Source organism: Streptomyces monashensis (assembly GCF_001866665.1).
Lineage (GTDB): Bacteria > Actinomycetota > Actinomycetes > Streptomycetales > Streptomycetaceae > Streptomyces > Streptomyces monashensis.
Genome location: NZ_MLYO01000013.1, coordinates 25,406 through 45,321, shown reverse-complemented (window position 1 = coordinate 45,321; position 19,916 = coordinate 25,406). Strand labels below are relative to the sequence as shown.

Genomic DNA, 19,916 nt, shown 5'->3' with positions numbered 1-19,916 from the left:
ATGGCTACCGGCACCGTGAAGTGGTTCAACTCGGAAAAGGGATTCGGCTTCATCGAGCAGGACGGCGGCGGCCCGGACGTCTTCGCGCACTACTCGAACATCGCCACCCAGGGCTACCGTGAGCTCCACGAGGGCCAGAAGGTGAACTTCGACGTCACGCAGGGCCAGAAGGGCCCGCAGGCGGAGAACATCACTCCCGCCTGACGGCGAAGCGCGTGAGATATCTGGGGCCCCGTCCTGCGACGGGGCCCCAGATATCTTTTTTGCATTCCGGCGAAATTCTCTCAGTCTCACATTAGGCTCGTTCTTGCAATTCAGGCGGCTCATTCCTGTCGTGAATTCCTCGATGCGTGCCCCGTCGAGGAAGGTTCTCCATGAGCCGCTCAGCCCGCACGAACGACCGCCATACCGGGCGCCGTCCCTCCGTACCCCAGGGCGAGTTCGCGCCGCCGGTCACCGTCACCCCGGCCCTGCCCGCGGTCGCCGCCTTCGGTGAACTGGACATGCCCGCCGAGTTGTTGAAGACGCTGACCGAACTCGGCGTGCACGAGCCGTTCCCGATCCAGGCGGCCACGTTGCCGAACTCCCTCGCGGGGCGCGACGTCCTGGGGCGGGGGCGCACCGGATCGGGCAAGACGCTCGCCTTCGGCCTGGCGCTCCTCGTGCGCACGCGAGGGCAGCGCGCCGAGGCGCGGAGACCGCTGGCCCTGATCCTCGTCCCCACGCGCGAGCTGGCCCAGCAGGTCACCGAGGTGCTCACTCCGTACGCCCGACTGCTGAAGCTGCGGCTGGCCACGGTGGTCGGCGGCATGTCGATCGGCAGGCAGGCCGGCGCACTGCGTGCCGGGGCCGAGGTGGTCGTCGCGACGCCCGGTCGCCTCACGGATCTCGTCGAGCGCAGGGACTGCCGCCTGGACCGGGTGAAGGTGACCGTCCTGGACGAGGCCGACCAGATGGCGGACATGGGGTTCATGCCGCAGGTCACCGCACTGCTGGACCAGGTACGCCCCGACGGCCAGCGCCTGCTGTTCTCGGCCACGCTGGACCGCGACATCGACCTGCTGGTCCGCCGCTACCTCCACGACCCGGTCGTCCACTCGGTCGACCCGTCGGCGGGCGCGGTCACCACGATGGAACACCACGTGCTGCAGGTGCACGGCGCCGACAAGTACTCCACCGCCACCGAGATCGCCGCCCGCGACGGGCGCGTGATCATGTTCCTGGACACCAAGCACGCCGCCGACCAGTTCACCAGGCACCTGCTGAGCAGCGGCGTGCAGGCCGCGGCGCTGCACGGCGGCAAGTCGCAGCCCCAACGCACCCGCACCCTGGCGCAGTTCAAGACCGGCGACGTCACGGTGCTGGTGGCCACCAACGTCGCGGCGCGGGGCATTCACGTCGACGACCTCGATCTCGTCGTCAACGTCGACCCGCCCAAGGACCACAAGGACTACCTGCACCGTGCCGGCCGAACCGCCCGCGCCGGCGCCTCCGGAAGCGTGGTCACGCTGGTCCTTCCCGGCCAGCGCCGCGACATGGCCCGTCTCATGTCCGACGCGGGCATCAGGCCGCAGATCACGCAGGTCCGCTCCGGCGAGGCCGAGCTGAGCCGCATCACCGGCGCCCAGGCTCCCTCCGGTGTCCCCGTCGGCGGCAGCGCGCCGGTCGCGGAGCGTCCGAAACGCGGCGGTGCCCCGTTCCGCGGTCTGGGCACCCGACCGGGGCGGGCCGGCGCCGGCGGCTCGTCGCGCCGGTCCGCTGAGGCCCGCCGGATGGCCGAGGCCCGTGAGGCCGCCCGGATGCGTCGTGGCGCATAGGTAGGCCGGCGTCACGTCAGCGCCGCACCGGCACGTCCCAGCGGACACGCAGGGCCGGAGGCTTCCGGAAGACCAGGCCCCTCGGCGCGGTGGGCGAGTCCGGGTCGAGCCGCAGGCCGGGGAGCCGGTCGAGGAGCGCGAGGAGGCAGGCGCGGGTCTCCAGACGGGCGAGGTGGGCGCCCAGGCAGAAGTGCGGGCCGTGCGCGAAGGCCAGCTGGAGGCGGGAGTTGCCCCGTCGCAGGTCGAAGACGTCGGGGTCCCGGAAGGTCTCGGGGTCGCGGTTCGCGCCGCTGAGCGAGACGACCACCAGATCACCGCGCCGGACGTCGGCCCCGCCGATGGTCACGTCGGCGGTCGCGTAGCGGTCCACGTTGGCCGCGGCGGGCTCCAGGCGGAGCGATTCCTCGATCGCCGCGTCGACCAGGTCCGGATCGGCGCGCACGAGGGCGAGTTGACCGGGGTGTGCCAGGAGGTGCAGTACGACGTTGGCGATCATGCCCTCGGTGGTCTCGATACCGCCGAACATCAGCACGGCGGCGTTGGCGACCACCTCAGGCAGCGTCAGGCGCTCGCTCTCGGCCGCCGCGGCCAGCGGCGACGTGCCGCCTCCTGCCGCGACCGTCGCCTCGACGCTTCCTCGCAGCTGATCGAAGGCCGCCGCCCCGGCCGGGTTCGCCGGCAGCCCGGCGGTGATGTCGGAGACCGCGCTCACGATGGCGTCGTACCAGGCCAGTACCGCCTCCGCGGGCGCGCCGGCCAAGCCCAGGGACTCGGCGACGACGGCGACGGCCAGCGGTCCGGCCACCGCGCGGCGCAACTCGGCGCTGCCCCGCGGCCGGATGACTTCCACGAGCCGGGCGGCTTCCCGTGCCACGAAGCCCGCGAACCGGTCGCGCACGTCCTGCGCGCGGAACGGATCGGCGAAGGGGGCACGGTGCCGCTTGTGCTCGGCGCCCTCCACGGAGAGCATGCTCGGACCGACGACCTGGGCGGTGGAGAAGCGGGGGTCGTCCACCGTGAAGGTCGCCGCGTCGCGCATCACGCGCAGCGCGAGATCGCGCCGCGTCACCAGCCAGCCCCCCAGCACGGGGACCCACGACACCGGCTCGTGGGCGCGCAGCAGGGCCAGCCGGGGGTGGGGGTCGTCCGCCAGCTCCGTGAGCGTGGTCGCGGAGCCGAGCGGGAACCGGCGCGCTGTCACCATGGGAGCCGTCTCCTGTTCCTGTTCCGGGAGTTCCGGCGTGATCCGGTGAGCAGGATCCTAGGCGTGGACGGCGTACGGAGGGTCCGCGCCGCGGTGGACGGCCAGGAAGCCGGCGACGGCCGTCTCGGCCACCCGGGTCAGGGCCTGGGCGCTGTCGAAGGCGCTGTGCGGGGGAGCTGAGGAGGCGGGTCGGGGCGAAGGCGAGGAGGCCGTGCGGGTCGTCGGCGAGGGGAGGGGTGGGCTTCGCTGGAGCAGCCGTCCGGGGAAGCGCCCGCGACGGCGCCCTCGGCCAGGGCGGAACGAAGCGCCGACGGGTCGACGAGTGCGGCGCGGGACACGTGCACGAGGTGCCCGGCGGGGCCCGGCGCGCGCAGGTGCTCGGTGCCGATGCCCTCGCCGTTCACGCCCGGTTCGTGGGCGAAGCCGACGCTCACCACGTCGGTGGCGGCGAAGAGTTCGGCCGGCACGGGACCGCCGTGTACGGCAGGGCGTCCGGCGCGGGGCGGGCGACGGCGGCAGCAGAGGATCTCCGTGCCGAACGCGGCGTGTGCCATCCGGCCATCGCACGGCCGAGGTGCCCCATGCCCGGGCGGGCCCCGGCCAGGGACAGGTGTGGCCCGGGCCGGTCTCATGTCCAGGCGGCGGCGCACAGGGCCCGGTCCAGTTCGTCGGTGTAGCGGGCAGCCGCCAGCCACGCGCGGGCGAAGCGGTCCGGGTCCGTCGGCAGGAGGCGGCCGAACACGTCACGGGACCGCTCCGCCGCCGCACCGTGCAGGGCCGCCAGCAGGTCGCCCGCCGTCGCGAGCCCGGACCTGCCCAGCCGACGGACGTCGACCGCCGTGTCACCGGGGAAGGACAGCACCCGCCGCCCGCCCGACACCGCCTGCTGCACCCGGCGGCGCAGCAGATGGACCGGCGCCTCCTCCCGCACCGACGACGCGGCCGGAACGGGGAACACGGGCATGGCCGGCAGGTCCGCGCGCTGGAGCCGGTCGAAGCCGAGGTCGACACGCTCGCCGGCCATCGCCGGATGCTCGGCCGCCAGGAGCTGGGCCCGGGCGTGCGGGGCCGGTGCGAGCCGGGCGACGACCCGGAGTGTGCTGCCCCGGGCGGCGGCCAGCAGCCGCAGGTTGTCCCGGCAGGGCAGTGCCGGGTCGTCATGGGCCCGGGTCAGCCGCAGCGCGACGCCACCGCACTCGGCGAGCAGACACTCGCCCTCCGCCTCCGCCGCCGTACCGGCCAGGGTGACCTCCAGGAACAGCAGATCGTGGCCGCCGCTCAGCGCCCGCTCGACCTGCTCGGCCACGGGCGCCTGCCAGAGCCGGTACAGCGGCTCCTCGCGCCAGCCGGCACCGGCCGCCGCCACCGCCCGTACCCCTGCGCCCGCGCCGAGCCGCCCGCCGGGGGAGACGGTGGCCCCCGACACCGCCAGGCCCGCTCGGGACAGCTTCCGGTGGCTCAGGGCCGTGTCACCGATCCGCACCGCCCGGTCGGCCGCGCCCACCGCACGCCCGGCGCCGCCCGGAGCGACGTCGGACACCTGGAAGAGCCGGCCCGCGGCGTCCGTGGTCCAGGTGACGGCGCCCGCGTAGCCGCTCGCGGTGACCACCGGTTCGGAGAACAGGCCGTACAGCCGCAGCGAGCCGTCCGGGCGGTACGGCTGCCGTGCGGTGCCGAGCAGCCCGGTCAGTTCGGCGCCGTCGGCGGCGGGGACACGGTGGGCCACGGTCAGCACGTCACGCAGCCGCGCGACGAGGTCGTCCAGTCGGTAGGCCGGGTCGGCCGCGCGGGCGGCGCGCAGCGCGGTGACCACGGACACGGCCGAGGCGGCGGCCCGGTGCAGACCGGCGAGGCGCGCCGCGTGCGCGGCACGCAGCAGCCCGGCCTGGAGCACTGCGCCCGCTCCGTCCGTACCGGCCTCCAGTACGGCGGCCGTGGCGGAGTGGAGCGCGCGGGCGGCGGCGCACTGCTCGGCCGTGGCGGTCTCCGGCCAGCTGTGTGGCGGCTGTGTGGCGGGTGTCTCCCGCGAACTGCCCTCGGGCTCCGCGGAGTCGGTGTCGTCCGCGACCGGGGCCGCCGCGGCGATCGCGGCGCGGTGCAGGCACTCCGGTGCCAGGAGACAACCACAGCGGACGGCGTCCGTGCTCCTCACCGTGCCGTCCGGGGCGTGCAGTTCGAGGTCGGTGGCGTCGTCGAGGGCGATGCGCACGACGGCGCCGTCGCGCTCGACCGGGCGGTCCGCGAGCTTGGCGATGCCCGCGTCCAGGCGCCTGCGCAGCCGGGGCGTCAGGGCCGCGACGAGGGCGGCGGTCACGGACGGTGCGACCGGCGGCAGTTCCCGGCTCATGCGATCTTCTCCCCTATCCAGCGGGCGAGTTCGAGCGGACTGAGTGCGGCCACCGGCATGCCCGCGGCGACCAGTTGCCCGGCCACGCCGGTGGAGTAGCGGGGCCGGCCCGTGTCGTCGAGGCTCGCGCAGCCCAGCACATGACAGCCCGCCCCGACCAGGGCACGGACCTCGGCGAGCAGGCCGCCGACCGGGTAGCCCTCCTCGAAGTCGCTGACCACCACGACGAGCGTGCGCGACGGCACGCCGACCAGCTCGCGCGCGTGGCGCAGTCCGGCCGCGATGTGGGTGCCGCCGCCGACGCTGACCTCCAGGAGGAGGGAGAGCGGGTCGGCGACGTGGTCGGTCAGGTCGATCACCTCGGTGGAGAAGGCCAGGAAGTGCGTGGACAGGGTGGGCACCCCGGCCAGCACCGAGGCCGTGAGCGCCGCCCAGATCGTGGACGCCTCCATGGAGCCCGACACGTCGGTGACCAGGATCAGCCGCCAGTCGGCCGCACGCTTCGCACGGCTGCGGAAGACGGGCCGCTCGGGTATGACCCGCACCGTGCCGTCCGGCAGACGGCGGGCGGTGGCGAGGTTGGCGCGCAGGGTGCGGGGCAGGTCGAGGCCGCCGCCGGGGCGCCGGCCGGGGCGGGCCAGGGTGGTGCCGTGCAGGGCGGGGCGCAGCCGGGTCGACAGTTCCCGGGTCAGCGCGTCGACCAGTCGGCGGACCAGCGGACGCAGCGCCGCGATCCGGGACTCGGGCAGCCCGCCGGCGTGCCGCAGCACCGAGCGCAGCAGATCGACGGAGGGCCGCACCCGATCCGGGTCCAGCTCCGCGAACACGTCCTGGCGGCCGGTCGCGGCGGCCGCCGCCAGCACCTCCTCCCGGATCCCCGGGCCGAACAGCGCCGCCAGCTCCTCGGACCACTCCCGCACCCCGGGAAACGCCGCCTCACGCCCGCCGCGGTTCCCGTGCCCGGAGAGCTCTCCGCGACTCCCCTCACCGCGCCCACAGCCGTACAACTCGTCCAGCGCGGTCGCCAACGGGCGTGCGGACACGCCGAGTTGGCTGCTCCGGCGGCCCAGCGCGAGCCGCCAGCGGTCGGCGGGAGGGATTCTGCGCCCGGCGTCGGGCGTGGCGGGCGTAGGGCGACCCCCGCCCGATGCGGGCCCGTTGGTCGTGGGTCTGCCGGACGCGGGCTTGCCGGACGCGTCCGTGTGCGCTTCGTCCCGCGATGCCTCGTCGGCGTCTGCCCCGGTGGGCCGCTCCGGCGGCAGCAGCCCGAGTGCGGCGAGCGTCTCGCGCGCCCTCAGGTCCGCACGGGTCCAGACGGCCAGGGCCGCCGGGTCCACGGCCCCGGTGTCGTCCGGCCGGTCGCCGTCGAGGCGTCGCTCCACCGCGGTCAGCAGGCGCTCGCGGGCTGCCGGGCTGAGCGTGTCGAAGCCGCCGCGCAATGCCGGGAGCCGGTCGAGGAAGTCCCGGTCGGACAGCTCCGACACACGGTTCAGCAGCGGTTCCAGCGCGGAGGGCGCCGACTCCAGCAGCGGCCCGGCCGCGCTCAGCAGACCGGTCAGCCGCGCCGTGAGCGCCGTACGCGACGCGGTGTCGACGGCCCCGTCCACCCAGGAGGCGACCCGGTCCCCGAGCGTCCGGGCCTCCTCCTGCCCCAGCAGCACGCGTACGGCCCCGGCGGCGCCCCGCATCAGCGGGGAACCGCCGGCCGCCAGCCGGGCGAGCGCGTCGGTGAGCCGGATGCCGCCCAACATGTCAGCACGGTGGGCGAGTTCCACCAGCGCGTGCGCGTCGGCCGGGTCCTCCGAGCCCGTGAGCCCGTCGACCTGGCGCACCGCGGCGGCGGTCAGCAGCTCGGCGACGGCCGCGGTCCGCGCCGTACGCACCTCGTCGCGGCCGAGTCCGGCGCTGTGCCCGGCCCGCAGCCGGTCCAACAGGGCCAGTCCGGCGAGGAGTTCGGGAAGCGTGCCGGAGCCCGGCAGCACCTCGGAGGCGTCCGCCAGGCGCTCGTCGGCGAGCCCGGGCAGACCGCAGTCCGCCGCCTGCTCCAGGCCCGCCAGGGTCTGCGCCGCCGTCGGGCCGCCCTCCTCCCGCTCGGTACGCCGCCGCTCCCGCAGCACCCCCTCGGTCGCCTGTGCCAGGGTGACCCCGCGCACCCCGGCCGCCGTCAGCATGGCCGCCGTGGCCGGGGTCCAGCGGACCTCCCAGCGCGAGGTGAGCGCGTCGGCGCCGCCCGTGCCGGTCACTGCCTTGGGCTCGCCGTACGGAACCCCGCACACCGTCAGACGCCGCAGCAGGAGTTCACGGCAGCGGTCCAGGTCCGAGCGGAGCGGGTCCAGGCGCAGGTCCCGGGTGCCGGCGGACGGCGCGTCGGCCGGACCCGGCAGGCCCAGCCCGGCCAGGTCCGCCTCGACCGCCGGGGCCAGCCCGCTGCGCGGCGCCCGGGGGGCCGGGCGCCCGGTGCGCGTACCGACCAGCACCCGCTCCATCGCCCGGGCGACGGCCCGCCCCCGCCCGTACGGCTCGCCCTGCGCCAGCACCGTCTGCACGGCCTCGACCAGTTCGCCCCGGCCCGCCGCGGGCAGTCCCCGCAGCCGGGCCAGATCACCGGCCAGCCGCGCGATCTCCCGCGCGTCGGCGGGCCCGGAGGGGTGGCCCAGCGTCCGCACCTCGGCACACACCCGTACGGCGGTCCGGATCAGCGCGTCCTCCAGTGCCGCGGGATCACCGGCCGCGTCCAGGACCGTGTGCTGCCACTCCGGGTCACGGATGCCGGCGGGGTAACCGGAGCGCTCGTCCAGCAGGGCGTAGCTGTAGGGGACGAGGGAGGTCGTCCAGGCCGGTGCGGTCGGCTGCTGCCGCGCGGTCGGCTCACCGGCGTCGTCCTCGGCCGGTCCGAGGAGCGCCGGGGCGTGGAAGGCACCCACGAGCACCGCGGCACGCTCCCCGTTCGCCGTGGCCGCCGCGAGGCACGACCGCATCCACCGCTCCCGCCGCAGATCCAGCTCCGGCACCCCGCCCGAGGCCATCGCCTCCTCACGCAGCGCCCACCCTGTCAGCAGCGCGGCCCGCCGCAGCGCCTCCGGCGGTGAACCCGGCGCGGCGGCCTCGACCAGCCGGTCCCACAGATCGTCCCCGGGACGACCGGTGAGCCGGGCACGCAGCGCGGCGACGACGCCGGGTGGGCGACCGTTGCCGTTGCCGTTGCCGTTGCCGTGGGCGCGCGGTGCTCCCGTCCACGCCCGGTCCGCGAGCGGCAGGTCGCAGGCGATCACGGGCACCTCGTGGCGCGCGGCCCAGCGCACGGCCGCCAGCTCCGGTGAGAAGTCGGCGAACGGGTAGAACGCCGGGCCCCCGGCCGCGCCGCCGCCACCGGGTGCGGCGGCGAGCGCGACCGGGGCCCGGGTCTCCTCGTGGGCGAGCCACGGCAGCCATTCCTGCAACTCGGCGGGGAGTTCGACCAGCAGCACGTCCGGCCCGGCGGCGTCCAGCAGCGCGGGCACGGCGGCGGCCAGGGACGGTGCGTGATGCCGTACCCCGATGAGATACGGCGCCGACGGCCCGGTCAGCGCGGCGACGGCCGCGTCGGGCGCGCGAATACGCTGGCGAGCCTCGGCCGCGTCCTCGGCCCGGGTCCTGCTCTCGGCCGTCGCGTCGTCCGTGGACGGGTGGGTCACGATCCTCAGCCCTCCAGCACCGCGCGCAGATCCCACAGCGTGCGCCAGGTGGCCGACCCCTGCTCGGCCCGGCGCCGGACCGCTCCGTCCCAGTAGCCGCGCAGCCGCGCCGCGTCGGCCGGGTCGTCCTTGCGTACGACACCCAGGAGATGGCCGGGCAGCAGCCCGAGGACGTCCCGGTCACCGGGGAAGTACGCCGCGGCCAGCCCCAGCGCACCCGCCACGGACACCGCCTCCGCCGTGCTCATCACCGTGGACGGCCGCTCGACCTCCCAGCCCTCCGCCGACCTGCCCTCCCGCAGATCGCGGAAGACGGTGACCAGGGCCTCCAGGACGGCGTCGTCGACCTGGAAGGCCGCGCCCGCCTGCTCCACCGCCGCCTGGGCCTGGCCGCGCACGAGTGCCGTCTCGGCGTCGAGGTCCGAGATCGGGCCCACCGTCTCGAAGTTGAAGCGGCGCTTGAGCGCGGCCGACATCTCCGAGACGCCCTTGTCCCGCAGGTTGGCGGTGGCGATGAGGTTGAACCCGGCTGCCGCGTGCGCCAACGCGTCCTCGCCGCCAGCCAGTTCGGGTACGGCGACGCGCCGCTCCGACAGCAGCGACACCAGGGAGTCCTGCACCTCGGGCAGACAGCGCGTGACCTCCTCGACCCGGGCGATCGCGCCCCGGGTCATCGCCGTGAGCACCGGCGACGGTACGAGCGCCTGCCGGCTGGGTCCCTGGGCGAGCAACAGGGCATAGTTCCAGCCGTACTTGAGCTGGTCCTCCGTCGTGCCGGCCGTGCCCTGCACGACCAGCCCGCTGGTGCCGCACACGGCGGCCGACAGCAGCTCCGACAGCATCGACTTGGCCGTGCCGGGCTCGCCGACCAGCAGCAGGCCCCGCTCACCGGCGAGCGTGACCACGCATCGCTCGACCAGCGCGCGGTCGCCCACGAACTTGCCGGAGATCACCAGCCGGCGCGGCACGCCGTCCGGCGCCGTCGCGTCGTCGGGCAGGCGCAGTGCCTGCCCGGCGCTGCCCATGACGAACGTGACGACGGCCCGGGGCGTGAGCCGCCAGGCGGGCGGCCTGGGACCGGAGTCGTGGGCGGCGAGGAAGGCCAGTTCGGTGGCGTACCGGTCCTCGGGCGGGACGATCTGGCGGGTCGCGTCGGGCGCGAGGGCGGCGGTCATCGGCGGGAGTCCTTCGGTGTGGTGCGGACAGCGGCAGGAGTGGAACCGGGCGGGGGAGAGCCTCCTGGCCCGGGTTGGCGGGACGTCATCGGCGCCGCCCCCGCCGGGTCGCGCGGGTGGTCAGTTCCTCGTACGCCGGGGCGTCGCCCGCGCGGACGCGGTCCCAGGCGCGCCCGAAGAGTTCCGGCACCGGAAGCAGCGGTATCGCACGCTGCCGGGCCGGGACGGGGTACAGGCCCTCCTTCCAGATCTCCACCGGCAGCGCGGGCGACTTCAGGTCGCGCCAGCCGCACGGCAGGAACAAGGTCCGTCCGGCGCGCGGCCGCTTGGCCGTGACGACCAGGTCCGTGCCGGCCAGCTCGGTGCGGGCCTTCTTCAGCCGTGCGGGCTTCCAGCCGGTCCAGCGGGCGCAGTTGCGGTCCGTCGGATCGGGCAGGGCGAGCAGCTGGAGGTAGAGCGCGGCCGAGTCCTGGCTCAGGCCATGGGCCCCGGCGACCTCGGTGACCAGCTGCGGCACGCTGACGGTCGGGTCCTGGGCGTATCCCGTCAGGCCCTCGGCGCCGGTCGCGACCGCGCGGCCCAGCTCCTCGCCGAGCAGCGTGCGCAGCATGCGCAGGCCGTGCCCGCGGTGCGGCCCCACCAGGCCCTCCAGCAGTCCGAACACGGCGTCGTCCGGGCCGGTGAGTCCGGCCGGGCGGACCAGGACCGTCTCGACGTCGCGGTACCAGGGGCGCAGGGCGAGTGCCTCGCCGACCCGGGTCGTGCCGTGCGCGTCGGCGCCGCCGGCCGCGGGCAGTCCGTAGGCCTTGCGCAGCTCCACCGCCGTGGGGCCGCCCTTCTCCGTCGACTCCACGCCCAGGCCGAGCATCAGCTCCGGGTCGGACATCCGGCGTCGCACCGCGGCGAGCCCGTCCGGCAGGAGGGCGCGCAGCGGATGGCCGTACGGCAGGACGTAGGCCAGCGCGGTGAGCGCGCCGACCGCCCCCGTCAGGGTGTGTCCGCCGGGCAGCGCCTGCGGGTCCGCCGGGGCGAGCCGGCCGTCCTTGTCCCACCGCATCACCGTCGTGCGGCTCAGCCACGGTGTGCGGGACGGGTTGAGCACGTCCCCTGCGCCGCCGGCGTCCGTTCCGGCCAGTTCGGCGAAGAGGTCCTCGGGCAGCCGGACCAGCGAGCCGAACCGTTCGGTCCACAACCGCCCGGCGGCGTCGAGGTCCGGTCCCGCCGTCCACAGGGCGGCCGGGTCGGCCGGCAGCAGCGCGCCCATCAGCGCCGACCGCGGCTCCATCCCGAGACCTTGCAGCAGGGCGGCGCCGAACTCCCGCTGCTTCGGCTTCAGTCCGACGGCGGCGCGGCTCTCGGCGGGCGGCGCCTCCTGCGGCACTCCGGCGAGCAGTACGGTGGCCTGCAGCGGTCCCAGCCCGCCGCCGGTCGCCGCGATCAGCGCCTCGGGCGCCCCCGGCTGCCAGGGCGCGGCGCCCTTCGCCCGGATCAGCCCGACGACGGCGGCGAGGTCCTCGGCGGAGACCGTCGGGGTGTACCGCGTCTCCTCGTCCAGCGCGAAGTGCGCGACCGCGCCGAACGCACCGGCCGGATCGTGGTCCAGCGCCAGCCACCGGATCCGGTCGCGCTGCCGGTCGATCCCGTGCGAACCGAGGATCACCACCGTGCGCCCGGCACGGCGCAGCACCTGCCCGTCGCGCTGTTGCTGCTTCTCCTCCAGTGGTTCGCCCAGTACGACCTGCCGCAGTGTGCCGTCGGCCGACGCGAGCGGACCCTCGCCGAGGGCCTCCCCGAGCAGCAGCAGCGCCTCCCGGTGGGCGTCGGGGAGGACGGGCGAGGCGGCCCGGTACAGCATCGCCCGCAGGGCGCCCAGGACGGGCGGCCACGTCAGGCCGATCGCCGGGACGGTGTGCTTCTCGCTCGTCCAGCCGTCGGTGAGGGCGTCGAGCCGCTCCAGGCCGGGCAGTTGCCGGCCCTCGGCGGGCCTGCCGGACAGCACGTGGTTGACCGCGCGGATCTGCCGCAGCACGGTGTACCGCTCCCCGGGCCACCAGCCGTGCAGGCCGACCAGACCGGTCAGGGCGGCGGACAGCGTGCGGTCGTCACCGTGCGCGGGGCTGTAGTCGGCGAACATGCCCTCCGTCCGGCTGCGCGGCTGCCGCGGCCGCTCCTTCGGGGGGTTCGCGAAGGTGACGGCCGAGTCGGTGATGCGCAACGCCGACGTGACGAGCCCGGCGACACCGATGCGCAGCCGCTCGTCGGTGATCCCCGGGAGGAACCGCTCCACGGCCGTCAGCACGATGCGGTCGACGGTCGGCACGGCGGCCCTGGCGGCCTCGTCGTTCCCGGCCTTCGCCAGCGCCTTCTGACGCAGGGCCAGCTCCTCGGCGGTCTTCCGGAGCGCCTCGGCGACCCGTTCGTCGCCCAGGGCGCGCAGTACGGCCGAGCCCCGTTCGTCACGCGGGCGCAGCGCGTGCCAGAAGGGCAGCGGAGGCACGAAGCGGGTGCCGGCGCAGTACTCACCGCCGCCGGCGTACGGCGTCACGCGACCCAGCAGGTCGTGGGAGGACGTGTCCTCGGGTGCGTAGAGCCCGACGTGTCCGCCCAGGCGGGCGTGGGGGCCGGTCAGTTGGGCCACCACGGGCTCGGCGTCGCAGGGCAGCCGCAGCGCGCCGAGAGGAACGCCCGTCGCGCCGTCGTCGTCCACCGCGAGCGACACCGTCCGCCCGTCCGGCGTCCCGGCCGTCCGGCGCTTCTCGGCACCGGTGACCTCGGTGCGCACCCAGCGTCCGAGCACCGTGCCGTCGGTACCGAACGGGCTGCGCTCCAGGCCGGGTTGCAGCGGCAGGACCTCGCACAGGTCGGGCAGCAGCTCGGCGTCCTCGCGGATGCCCGAGCGCAGCAGCGCGGGCAGGGAGGCGCGGCCGTGTGTGCCGGTGGCCGGGTCGTACTCCAGCCAGACCGTCCGGCGGCCCTGCCGGCCCTGGCGCCACAGTGTGGTGCCGTCGCCGATGACGGCACGGCACGGGGGCAGGTCCGTGTCCCCGGCGTGCAGCGTGCGGCCGCCGGTGGCGCGGCCCCCGCCGGCCAGCGGGACCGACGGGATCGCCGTCTCCTGGCCGGACCACCAGGTCGGCAACTGCTCGCCGCCCAGCTCGAACACCGCGGCGGGCCGGGCCGACCAATAGCCGTACTGCTTGCTGTCGCTCCGCCACATCACGAGCAGTTCCCCGTCCACGAACCGGAAGCGGGGGCGCTGCCAGCGGTCCGGTTCGTGCGGCAGGCGCAGATCGTGTTCGAGCAGTACGCGCTCCGGTCCGACGACGACCGCCCTGCGGCCACGGCTCAGGATCAGCGTGGGCCAGGCCTCGTGGACGGCCAGCTCGTCGTCGCCGCCGTTCCGCTTCTTCTTGCCGACCGTGCCGACCGTGCCGGTCTTGCCGTCATCGTCGACCTCGCCCATCCCGGCGTCGAGCAGCGTCAGCGCCTCGTCGAGGGCGGGCCAGCCCAGTTCGTCCAGGATGCCGGCGCGCAGGGTCCGGCCGAGCAGCGGCGCCACCTCGTGTCCGCCGACCCGGGCCACCGCGTCCGGGGCCACCTCGGCGGCGATCACCCGGAACGGACGCAGCCGGTCGAGCGCCGCGCGGGCGCCCGGCAGGCCCACCGCGCGCGTGACGTCGTCGGCGGCCTCGTCCAGCCATTCCCGCAGCACCCCGGAGAGCACCGGATGGCCCGCGACGGACTGCAGCAGCTCGGCGGAGCGCTGATGGCTGCCGACCCGGCCCATGGTCCGGTGCAGCAGCCGCCGCAGCCGCGGGTCCGCCGCGACCGCCGCCAGGTCACGCGGGTCCTCCCGGGTGTCCAACAGCCATTCGGGCACCGGCAGATACACGGGGACGTCAGGGCCCGGCAGCGCCAGCGGGAGCCGCTCGGCCGCGCACAGGTCCAGCAGGTCGAGGTCGGCGCCCGCGTGCCAGCGGCCGGTGCACAGGTCCACCGGACGGCCCGCGGCCCGCAGCAGCGGAGCCATGCGCGCGACCAGTGCCAGCGTGGCCGGGCAGCGCCGCGCGTACGAGCCGCCGTGCTTGCGGAAGGACGCCCAGCGGCTCAGCCAGTCCGCCGGATCGGCGCCGTGCTCCCGGGCCGCCGCCTCATCGGTCAGCAGCCGCTCGGCCCCGGTCTCCGCCAACAGCGTCAGCCAGAACGCGTCGTCCTCGACGTCCCGGCCGAGACCGACCGGCATGATCTCCAGCAGCCGCAGCCGGATCTCCGGGCGGCGCTCGGCGAGGACGGGCAGCACCGCGCGGTAGGCGGTCCAGAAGGACTTCGGCGCGCGTACGGCCGCGGGAGAGGCGATCAAGTCGGCGGCCAGGGCGCACTCCTCGCCGATCCGGTCCAGGCCCGCCGCCCTGATCAGTCCGCGCGCGTCCTGCGGCAGCGAGGCGTACGGCGGCATCCCGGCGGCGCAGCGCTCCACTGTGAGCTGCCGGAACTGCGCCCAGGCCTGCGCCGGGTCGAGCCGGCCGGTGAGGTCCCGCACATGCTCCTTGAGCGCCTTCACTGTCAGCGCCCCGGCGAACGCGAACTCCAGGAAGACGGCGCGCCGGCTGTCCTCGTCCACCGCGAGCGCGTGCACCCGCTCGGCCTCTCGGGCCTTGCCGAAGAACGCGGCCGCGTACGTGGTGTTCTCGTGTTCCAGGAAGACCCGCGCGGCCTGTTCGTAGAACGTCGGCAGGAAGTGCGGCACGGCCCGGCCCAGCCGCTCGCCGAGCGCCTCGAAGCCGTCCTTGGCGCTGCCCGGCTTGGACTTGGCCTGCCGCGCGAGCCGCTCGACGTCCTTCACCAGGGCGAGCGCGTGATGGCCGTTGGCCGGGTCGTGGACCAGCGCCCAGGCCGGGAAGCCCAGCGTCTCCCGGCGCACCTGCCCGACCTCGGGCGTCTCCGGCTCGCGGGCCAGGCCCAGGAACTCCAGTGCCAGGTCCTCGGCTTCGCCGAGGGTGCCCGGTACCAACCGGATCACCGCGCGGCCGTCCAGGGCGGCGTGCGTGTAGACCCGGACGGTGAGGGCGTCGGCGTCCTCGCGCGCGGTGCTGCCCGGCGGCAGGACGGCACCGGCGTCCAGCAGCGCCGTCGCTGCGACCCCGTCGATCGCGTCGCTCCTCTTGTCCCCGCCGTACGTCATGCCGCCCGCTCCTCGTCCTCGATGTCCCGCCCCGCGTGGAGCGCGGCCGCCATGCGCATGCCCTCCGACCAGGCCACCGGCCCGACCTGACCGAGCTTCAGGACCCTCCCGGTGGCATCCGACCAGGCCAGCGGACCGGTCTCGGTCTCCGACCAGCCGTCGTAGTCGCCGATCCAGACGCGCGCCTCGGTGCTGCGGCCGTCCTCCAGGACCGGGCAGACCGCGTAGCCGCCGCGCACCCGGTAGCCGAGCTGGGCGGCCCTGCCGTGCAGGAAGCGCAGCTCCTTGAACGAGCCGCCGGCGTACTCCTCGACCTGGGTCGCCTCCGCGTCGAGCGCGGCCGGGCGGTGCCAGACCTCGCGGAAGAGCTGCTGCGCACGCTGCTCCACGCCCAGCTCGACGGCGAACTCCCGCAGTTCCTCCAGGTCGTCGAGCAGGACGGGGTGCGGGATGCGGACGAGGGCGGGGGAGATGCGGACGGTGTCGCCGTCGAGGTCGACCAGGCCGAGGCCGCGCTCGAGGTCGGCGTCCCGCAGGAAGCCGGCGACCTGTCCGTCGGCGCCGGTGACGACGAGGTCGCGCAGCGCCGCCTGCCAGGCGGGGTCCGGCCACACGCGCGTGAGGACGTCGAGCGGGACCGGCAGCGAACGCACCATCCACCGCTCGGTATCGGCCAGGCACTGTCGCTCGTGCCGCTCCAGCCACTCCGTCAGCTGCTTCAGACCCACGACCGCCGGATCGTCCGCGATCTTCGGGGGCACCGACTTCAACAGCCGCCCCGAGGCGTTGCGGCACACCACTTTCCCACCGTCGAGGGCGACTTCGTAGTCGCCGGCCGACACCCACCCCATACGTGCCTCCCGCACCCTTACTGATCAAGTGACCGGAACTGTAGGGCACACCACTGACAACGCCCGCGGGCCCTGGGGAGGACCGGCACGGGGCCTCTGACCAGCGCCGCGACGGTGAGCACGTCGACAGCACGACGACGCCCCCACCGCCGTACTACTCGGCGATGGGGGCGTCGGGGACGCTCCGGGCGTCGCGGGACGCTCAGTGCGTCAGGAGCGTGCCTGCTCCGCGCGCTCGGCGTTCCGCTGCTTGATCCGCGCGGCTTCCTTGCGGACCTCGGCCTGGGTGGCGCGCTCCTTCTCCAGCCACTCGGGCCGCTCCTGCTTGAGCGCCTCGATCTGCTCGGTGGTCAGCGCCTCGGTCACCCCGCCGCGCGCGAGACCGGCGATGGAGACGCCGAGCTTCGCGGCGACCGCCGGACGCGGGTGGGGACCGGTGCGGCGCAGCTCGCTCAGCCACTCCGGCGGGTTCGCCTGGAGCTCGTTCAGCTCGGCGCGCGTGACGACGCCCTCCTGGAACGAGGCGGGGGTGGCGGGGAGGTACACACCCAGCTTCTTCGCCGCGGTCGCGGGCTTCATCGTCTGGGTGTTCTGCTGCGAACTCATGAGGCCAAGGGTATCGGCCGCGTGCCCGGCCGCCGACCACGGCCGCTCGCGGCAGGGCGGCCGCCGGTGACGGCGCGGCAGCCAGGGCCGGTAACCTGGCCTGGTGACAGGCTCGGAGGAATCACCGTCGTTCCGGCTCGCGTACGTCCCCGGAGTGACGCCCGCCAAATGGGTGAAGACCTGGAACGAACGCCGGCCGGACATCCCGCTCGCCCTCGTCCAGGTCCCGGCCGCCGAGGCACCCGGAATGCTGCGCGCCGCCGAGGCCGACGCGGGCCTCGTGCGGCTCCCCGTCGACCGTACGTACTTCAGCGCGATCCCTCTCTACACCGAGACCACGGTGGTCGTCGTCCCCAAGGACCACCTGATCACGGCCGCGGACGAGGTGACCCTCGCCGACCTCGTCGACGAGGTGCTCTTCCACCCCCTGGACGACGTCTTCGACTGGGACAGCCCGCCCGGCGAGCCCGCCTTCGAGCGGCCCGCGACGACGCCGGACGCGATCGAGCTGGTCGCCGCGAACGTCGGGCTCCTGATCGTCCCGCAGTCCCTGGCCCGCCTCTACCACCGCAAGGACCTCACCTACCGCCCGGTCACCGACGCCCCGCAATCCGGCGTCGCCCTGTCCTGGCCGGAGGAGGCCACCACCGACCTGGTGGAGGACTTCATCGGCATCGTCCGTGGCCGCACGGTCAACAGCACCCGCGGCCGCACCCAGCCGCCGGCCGAACAGAAGCCCAAGCGCTCCGAGGACGCGGGCACCCGCCAGAAGCCCCAGGCGAAATCCCCGGCCCGCACGCCCCGCGCCCGCACGGCGGGGGGCAGGCCGACGCCGAAGCGGGGGAAGCCGCGGCGCAGGTCGTGAGGCCGCGGGGCGGGTGCGACGCGGTGCGCGCCACCTCGTCCCGCAGCGGTCCCGTCCCGCGCCCCGGCACGACTCCGGCTACGTCCCCTGCCGGGCGGCCTCCGGCTTTCTCTCCTCCTCCGGATGCGAGCGCCGTTCGCGCAGGTCGGCGTAGGCCAGGACGAGGGCCAGCAGGATGATGCCGATGGATGTGAGCAGGCCCAGCTGGAGCGCGGTCGCGGGGCTGCCGCGGTGCGCCAGATGGGCGAAGTACACCGAGCCCACGACCGCGATGCCGGCGGCCGAACCGATGCGCTGAGCGGTCTGGAGGACCCCGCCCGCGGCCCCGCCACGCCCCACCGGGACGCGGGAGAGGGTGAGGGTGGTGTTCGGGGAGATCGTCAGGCCCGAGCCGAGTCCGGCGACGAGCAGCGGCAGCGCGACGCCCCAGGCCACCGCCCGCCCCGGCACGAACTGCACGGCCGTGACGACGCCGGCCATCCCCACCGCCACCGTGCTCAGCCCGCCGATGACCGTCCGGCGCCCGAACCGCAGCACCAGCCGACCCCCGAGCGCGGAGCCCGCCGCGGCGCCCAGCGCGAACGGCATGGAGGACAGACCTGCCGCGAGCGCGCCGTACCCCATGCTGTTCTGGAGGAACAGCGTGTAGACGAAGAACAGGGTCGTGAAGCCGCCGAAGTACACGAGGCTCAGCAGCGCGCCGAGCGTGAAGGAACGCAGCCGGAACAGCCCGAGGTCGATCAGCGGCGCCCGGCCGCGCCGCCCCTGGTGCCGCTCCCACGCCCAGAACGCGGCCAGCAGGCAGGCGCCGGCCGGGAGCAGTGCCCACTTCGACCGCCCGTGCCACTGCTGGTTCTGCACGAGGGGCAGCATGAGGGCGAGCACGCCGGCACCGAGCAGCAGCACGCCCGGCAGGTCGAAGCACTCGCCGCGCCGGCCCGGCGGACCGGGGGAGCGGGGGAGCAGACGCAGGGCCGCGCAGAACACGGCCACGCCGATGGGCAGATTGACGTAGAAGACCCAGCGCCAGCCCTCGGGGCCGCCGGACGCCTGGATCAGCAGGCCGCCCGCGAGCGGGCCGACCGCGGTGGAGATCCCGATGGTGCTGCCCATCATGCCGAACGCGCGCGCCCGCTCCGGGCCCTGGAACATCTGCTGGATCAGCGCCGAGGTCTGGGGCGCGATGAGCGCCGCCGACGCCCCCTGGAGCAGCCGGAACAGCACCAGCCAGGCGGCGCCGGACGACAGCCCGCAGGCCGCCGACGCCAGCGTGAACAGGGCGAGCCCGGTCAGGAAGGTCTGCCGCCGCCCGCGCATGTCCCCGAGCCGGCCGGCCGGGACGAGACAGAGGCCGTAGGTGAGCGCGTAGCCGGACATCACCCAGGACAGATCGGCCTCGTCGGCACGCAGCCCGCGCTCCACCGAGGGCAGGGCCACGTTCACGATCGAGGTGTCCAGCAGCGTCATGAAGGCCGCGGTCAGACAGACGGCGAGCGCCTTCCACCGCCGGTCACCGACGACCGGCACCGGTCCGGCCTGGTCTGTGGTCATGCGATCACGCTATGCAGTCGAGGTCGCGCGCGCACGACGGGGACTCCCGTGACCGCTCATGCGCTCCGGCCCGCCGAGCCGGTCCGCAGGTCCCGCCTCAGGCGCGGGACGCCCGGCCGACCGACTCCACCAGGGGCAGCAGCCGGTACGGGACGCGCTCGCGCAGTGCCACCTCGGTGCGGGTGCGCACCACGCCCGGGAGACTGATCAGCTTCTGGATGACGTCCTCCAGATGGGCGTTGTCCCGGCCCACCACGCGCGCGAGCAGATCCCCGCCACCGGTGATGGAGAACGCCTCCACGATCTCCGGTACGGCGGCCAGCGCGTCCCCCACGTCGTCCAGATGGCCCTGGGTGACCTCGATGTGCACGAACGCCAGCACCGGATGGCCCAGGGCGGCCGGGGAGAGGGACGGGCCCGTGCCGGTGATCACGCCGTCCCGCTCCATGCGGTCCAGCCGGGCCTGGAGAGTGCCGCGGGCGACGCCGAGAACGCGGGCGTACTCGCGCACGCTGGTGCGCGGCTGCTCCAGGAGCAGTCGCAGGATGCGGGTGTCGAGTTCGTCCACGGCCATGACCGGTGACTGTACCAATGGCTCAGGCCCCCTGCCGGGACGCAGGCCCTCCGACCTGGTCCGTTGGCTT

General features: G+C 75.2%; 13 protein-coding genes. 3 read left to right on the top strand and 10 right to left on the bottom strand.

Annotated features, from left to right (window positions below; translation table 11 throughout):
• Together BIV23_RS06675 and BIV23_RS06670 are read left to right on the top strand one after the other, a co-directional pair.
• Positions 1-204 (top strand): cold-shock protein, encoded by a 204-nt coding sequence (locus tag BIV23_RS06675; RefSeq protein WP_071374452.1) that lies wholly within the window; start codon positions 1-3, stop codon positions 202-204.
• A 170-nt stretch (positions 205-374) separates the two neighbouring features.
• Positions 375-1,817, top strand: a complete 1,443-nt coding sequence (locus BIV23_RS06670; protein ID WP_071379808.1) for a DEAD/DEAH box helicase — start codon at positions 375-377, stop codon at positions 1,815-1,817.
• Between the two features lie 16 nt (positions 1,818-1,833).
• Here BIV23_RS06670 and BIV23_RS06665 read toward each other — a convergent pair whose 3' ends face one another.
• From BIV23_RS06665 to BIV23_RS06635, 8 genes are all read right to left on the bottom strand, one after another.
• A complete protein-coding gene (locus tag BIV23_RS06665) occupies positions 1,834-3,021 on the bottom strand; it encodes a cytochrome P450 (RefSeq protein WP_071379807.1) in 1,188 nt (395 codons plus the stop codon).
• A 137-nt stretch (positions 3,022-3,158) separates the two neighbouring features.
• Positions 3,159-3,575, bottom strand: a complete 417-nt coding sequence (locus tag BIV23_RS45745) for an NAD(P)-dependent oxidoreductase (RefSeq protein WP_177239750.1) — start codon at positions 3,573-3,575, stop codon at positions 3,159-3,161.
• Between the two features lie 74 nt (positions 3,576-3,649).
• Positions 3,650-5,368, bottom strand: coding sequence for a hypothetical protein (locus tag BIV23_RS06660; protein WP_071379806.1), 1,719 nt, complete (start codon positions 5,366-5,368; stop codon positions 3,650-3,652).
• Complete coding sequence (locus BIV23_RS06655; protein ID WP_071379910.1) at positions 5,365-8,964, bottom strand: vWA domain-containing protein; 3,600 nt, start codon at positions 8,962-8,964, stop codon at positions 5,365-5,367. Before BIV23_RS06655 ends, BIV23_RS06660 begins: the two co-directional genes overlap by 4 nt.
• Positions 8,965-9,047: 83 nt before the next feature.
• Entirely contained in the window at positions 9,048-10,217 is a 1,170-nt protein-coding gene (locus tag BIV23_RS06650) for an ATP-binding protein (protein ID WP_071379805.1), read from the bottom strand.
• An 85-nt stretch (positions 10,218-10,302) separates the two neighbouring features.
• The gene (locus BIV23_RS06645; protein ID WP_071379804.1) at positions 10,303-15,399 is read right to left on the bottom strand and encodes a hypothetical protein; all 5,097 of its coding nucleotides are present in this window, start codon (positions 15,397-15,399) and stop codon (positions 10,303-10,305) included.
• Positions 15,396-16,250 (bottom strand): DUF4132 domain-containing protein, encoded by an 855-nt coding sequence (locus tag BIV23_RS06640; protein WP_071379803.1) that lies wholly within the window; start codon positions 16,248-16,250, stop codon positions 15,396-15,398. Before BIV23_RS06640 ends, BIV23_RS06645 begins: the two co-directional genes overlap by 4 nt.
• 210 nt (positions 16,251-16,460) lie before the next feature.
• Positions 16,461-16,856, bottom strand: a complete 396-nt coding sequence (locus BIV23_RS06635; protein WP_071379802.1) for a DUF5997 family protein — start codon at positions 16,854-16,856, stop codon at positions 16,461-16,463.
• 103 nt (positions 16,857-16,959) lie between these two features.
• Here BIV23_RS06635 and BIV23_RS06630 point away from each other — a divergent pair, with 103 nt between their 5' ends.
• Positions 16,960-17,721, top strand: a complete 762-nt coding sequence (locus BIV23_RS06630) for a LysR family substrate-binding domain-containing protein (RefSeq protein WP_071379801.1) — start codon at positions 16,960-16,962, stop codon at positions 17,719-17,721.
• Positions 17,722-17,799: 78 nt separating this feature from the next.
• On the opposite strand, the gene BIV23_RS06625 is transcribed toward BIV23_RS06630, so the two are convergent.
• Both BIV23_RS06625 and BIV23_RS06620 read right to left on the bottom strand, forming a co-directional pair.
• Positions 17,800-19,272, bottom strand: a complete 1,473-nt coding sequence (locus tag BIV23_RS06625; RefSeq protein WP_071379800.1) for an MFS transporter — start codon at positions 19,270-19,272, stop codon at positions 17,800-17,802.
• 97 nt (positions 19,273-19,369) lie between these two features.
• The gene (locus BIV23_RS06620; protein ID WP_071374457.1) at positions 19,370-19,846 is read right to left on the bottom strand and encodes an Lrp/AsnC family transcriptional regulator; all 477 of its coding nucleotides are present in this window, start codon (positions 19,844-19,846) and stop codon (positions 19,370-19,372) included.
• Positions 19,847-19,916: the final 70 nt, after the last annotated feature.

Coding starts and splice junctions, on each gene's coding strand:
- BIV23_RS06665 (WP_071379807.1), bottom strand. CDS start 3,021: ATGGTGACAGCGCGCCGGTTCCCGCTCGGCTCCGCGACCACGCTCACG.
- BIV23_RS06625 (WP_071379800.1), bottom strand. CDS start 19,272: ATGACCACAGACCAGGCCGGACCGGTGCCGGTCGTCGGTGACCGGCGG.
- BIV23_RS06670 (WP_071379808.1), top strand. CDS start 375: ATGAGCCGCTCAGCCCGCACGAACGACCGCCATACCGGGCGCCGTCCC.
- BIV23_RS06660 (WP_071379806.1), bottom strand. CDS start 5,368: ATGAGCCGGGAACTGCCGCCGGTCGCACCGTCCGTGACCGCCGCCCTC.
- BIV23_RS06620 (WP_071374457.1), bottom strand. CDS start 19,846: ATGGCCGTGGACGAACTCGACACCCGCATCCTGCGACTGCTCCTGGAG.
- BIV23_RS06675 (WP_071374452.1), top strand. CDS start 1: ATGGCTACCGGCACCGTGAAGTGGTTCAACTCGGAAAAGGGATTCGGC.
- BIV23_RS06650 (WP_071379805.1), bottom strand. CDS start 10,217: ATGACCGCCGCCCTCGCGCCCGACGCGACCCGCCAGATCGTCCCGCCC.
- BIV23_RS45745 (WP_177239750.1), bottom strand. CDS start 3,575: ATGGCACACGCCGCGTTCGGCACGGAGATCCTCTGCTGCCGCCGTCGC.
- BIV23_RS06635 (WP_071379802.1), bottom strand. CDS start 16,856: ATGAGTTCGCAGCAGAACACCCAGACGATGAAGCCCGCGACCGCGGCG.
- BIV23_RS06645 (WP_071379804.1), bottom strand. CDS start 15,399: ATGACGTACGGCGGGGACAAGAGGAGCGACGCGATCGACGGGGTCGCA.
- BIV23_RS06640 (WP_071379803.1), bottom strand. CDS start 16,250: ATGGGGTGGGTGTCGGCCGGCGACTACGAAGTCGCCCTCGACGGTGGG.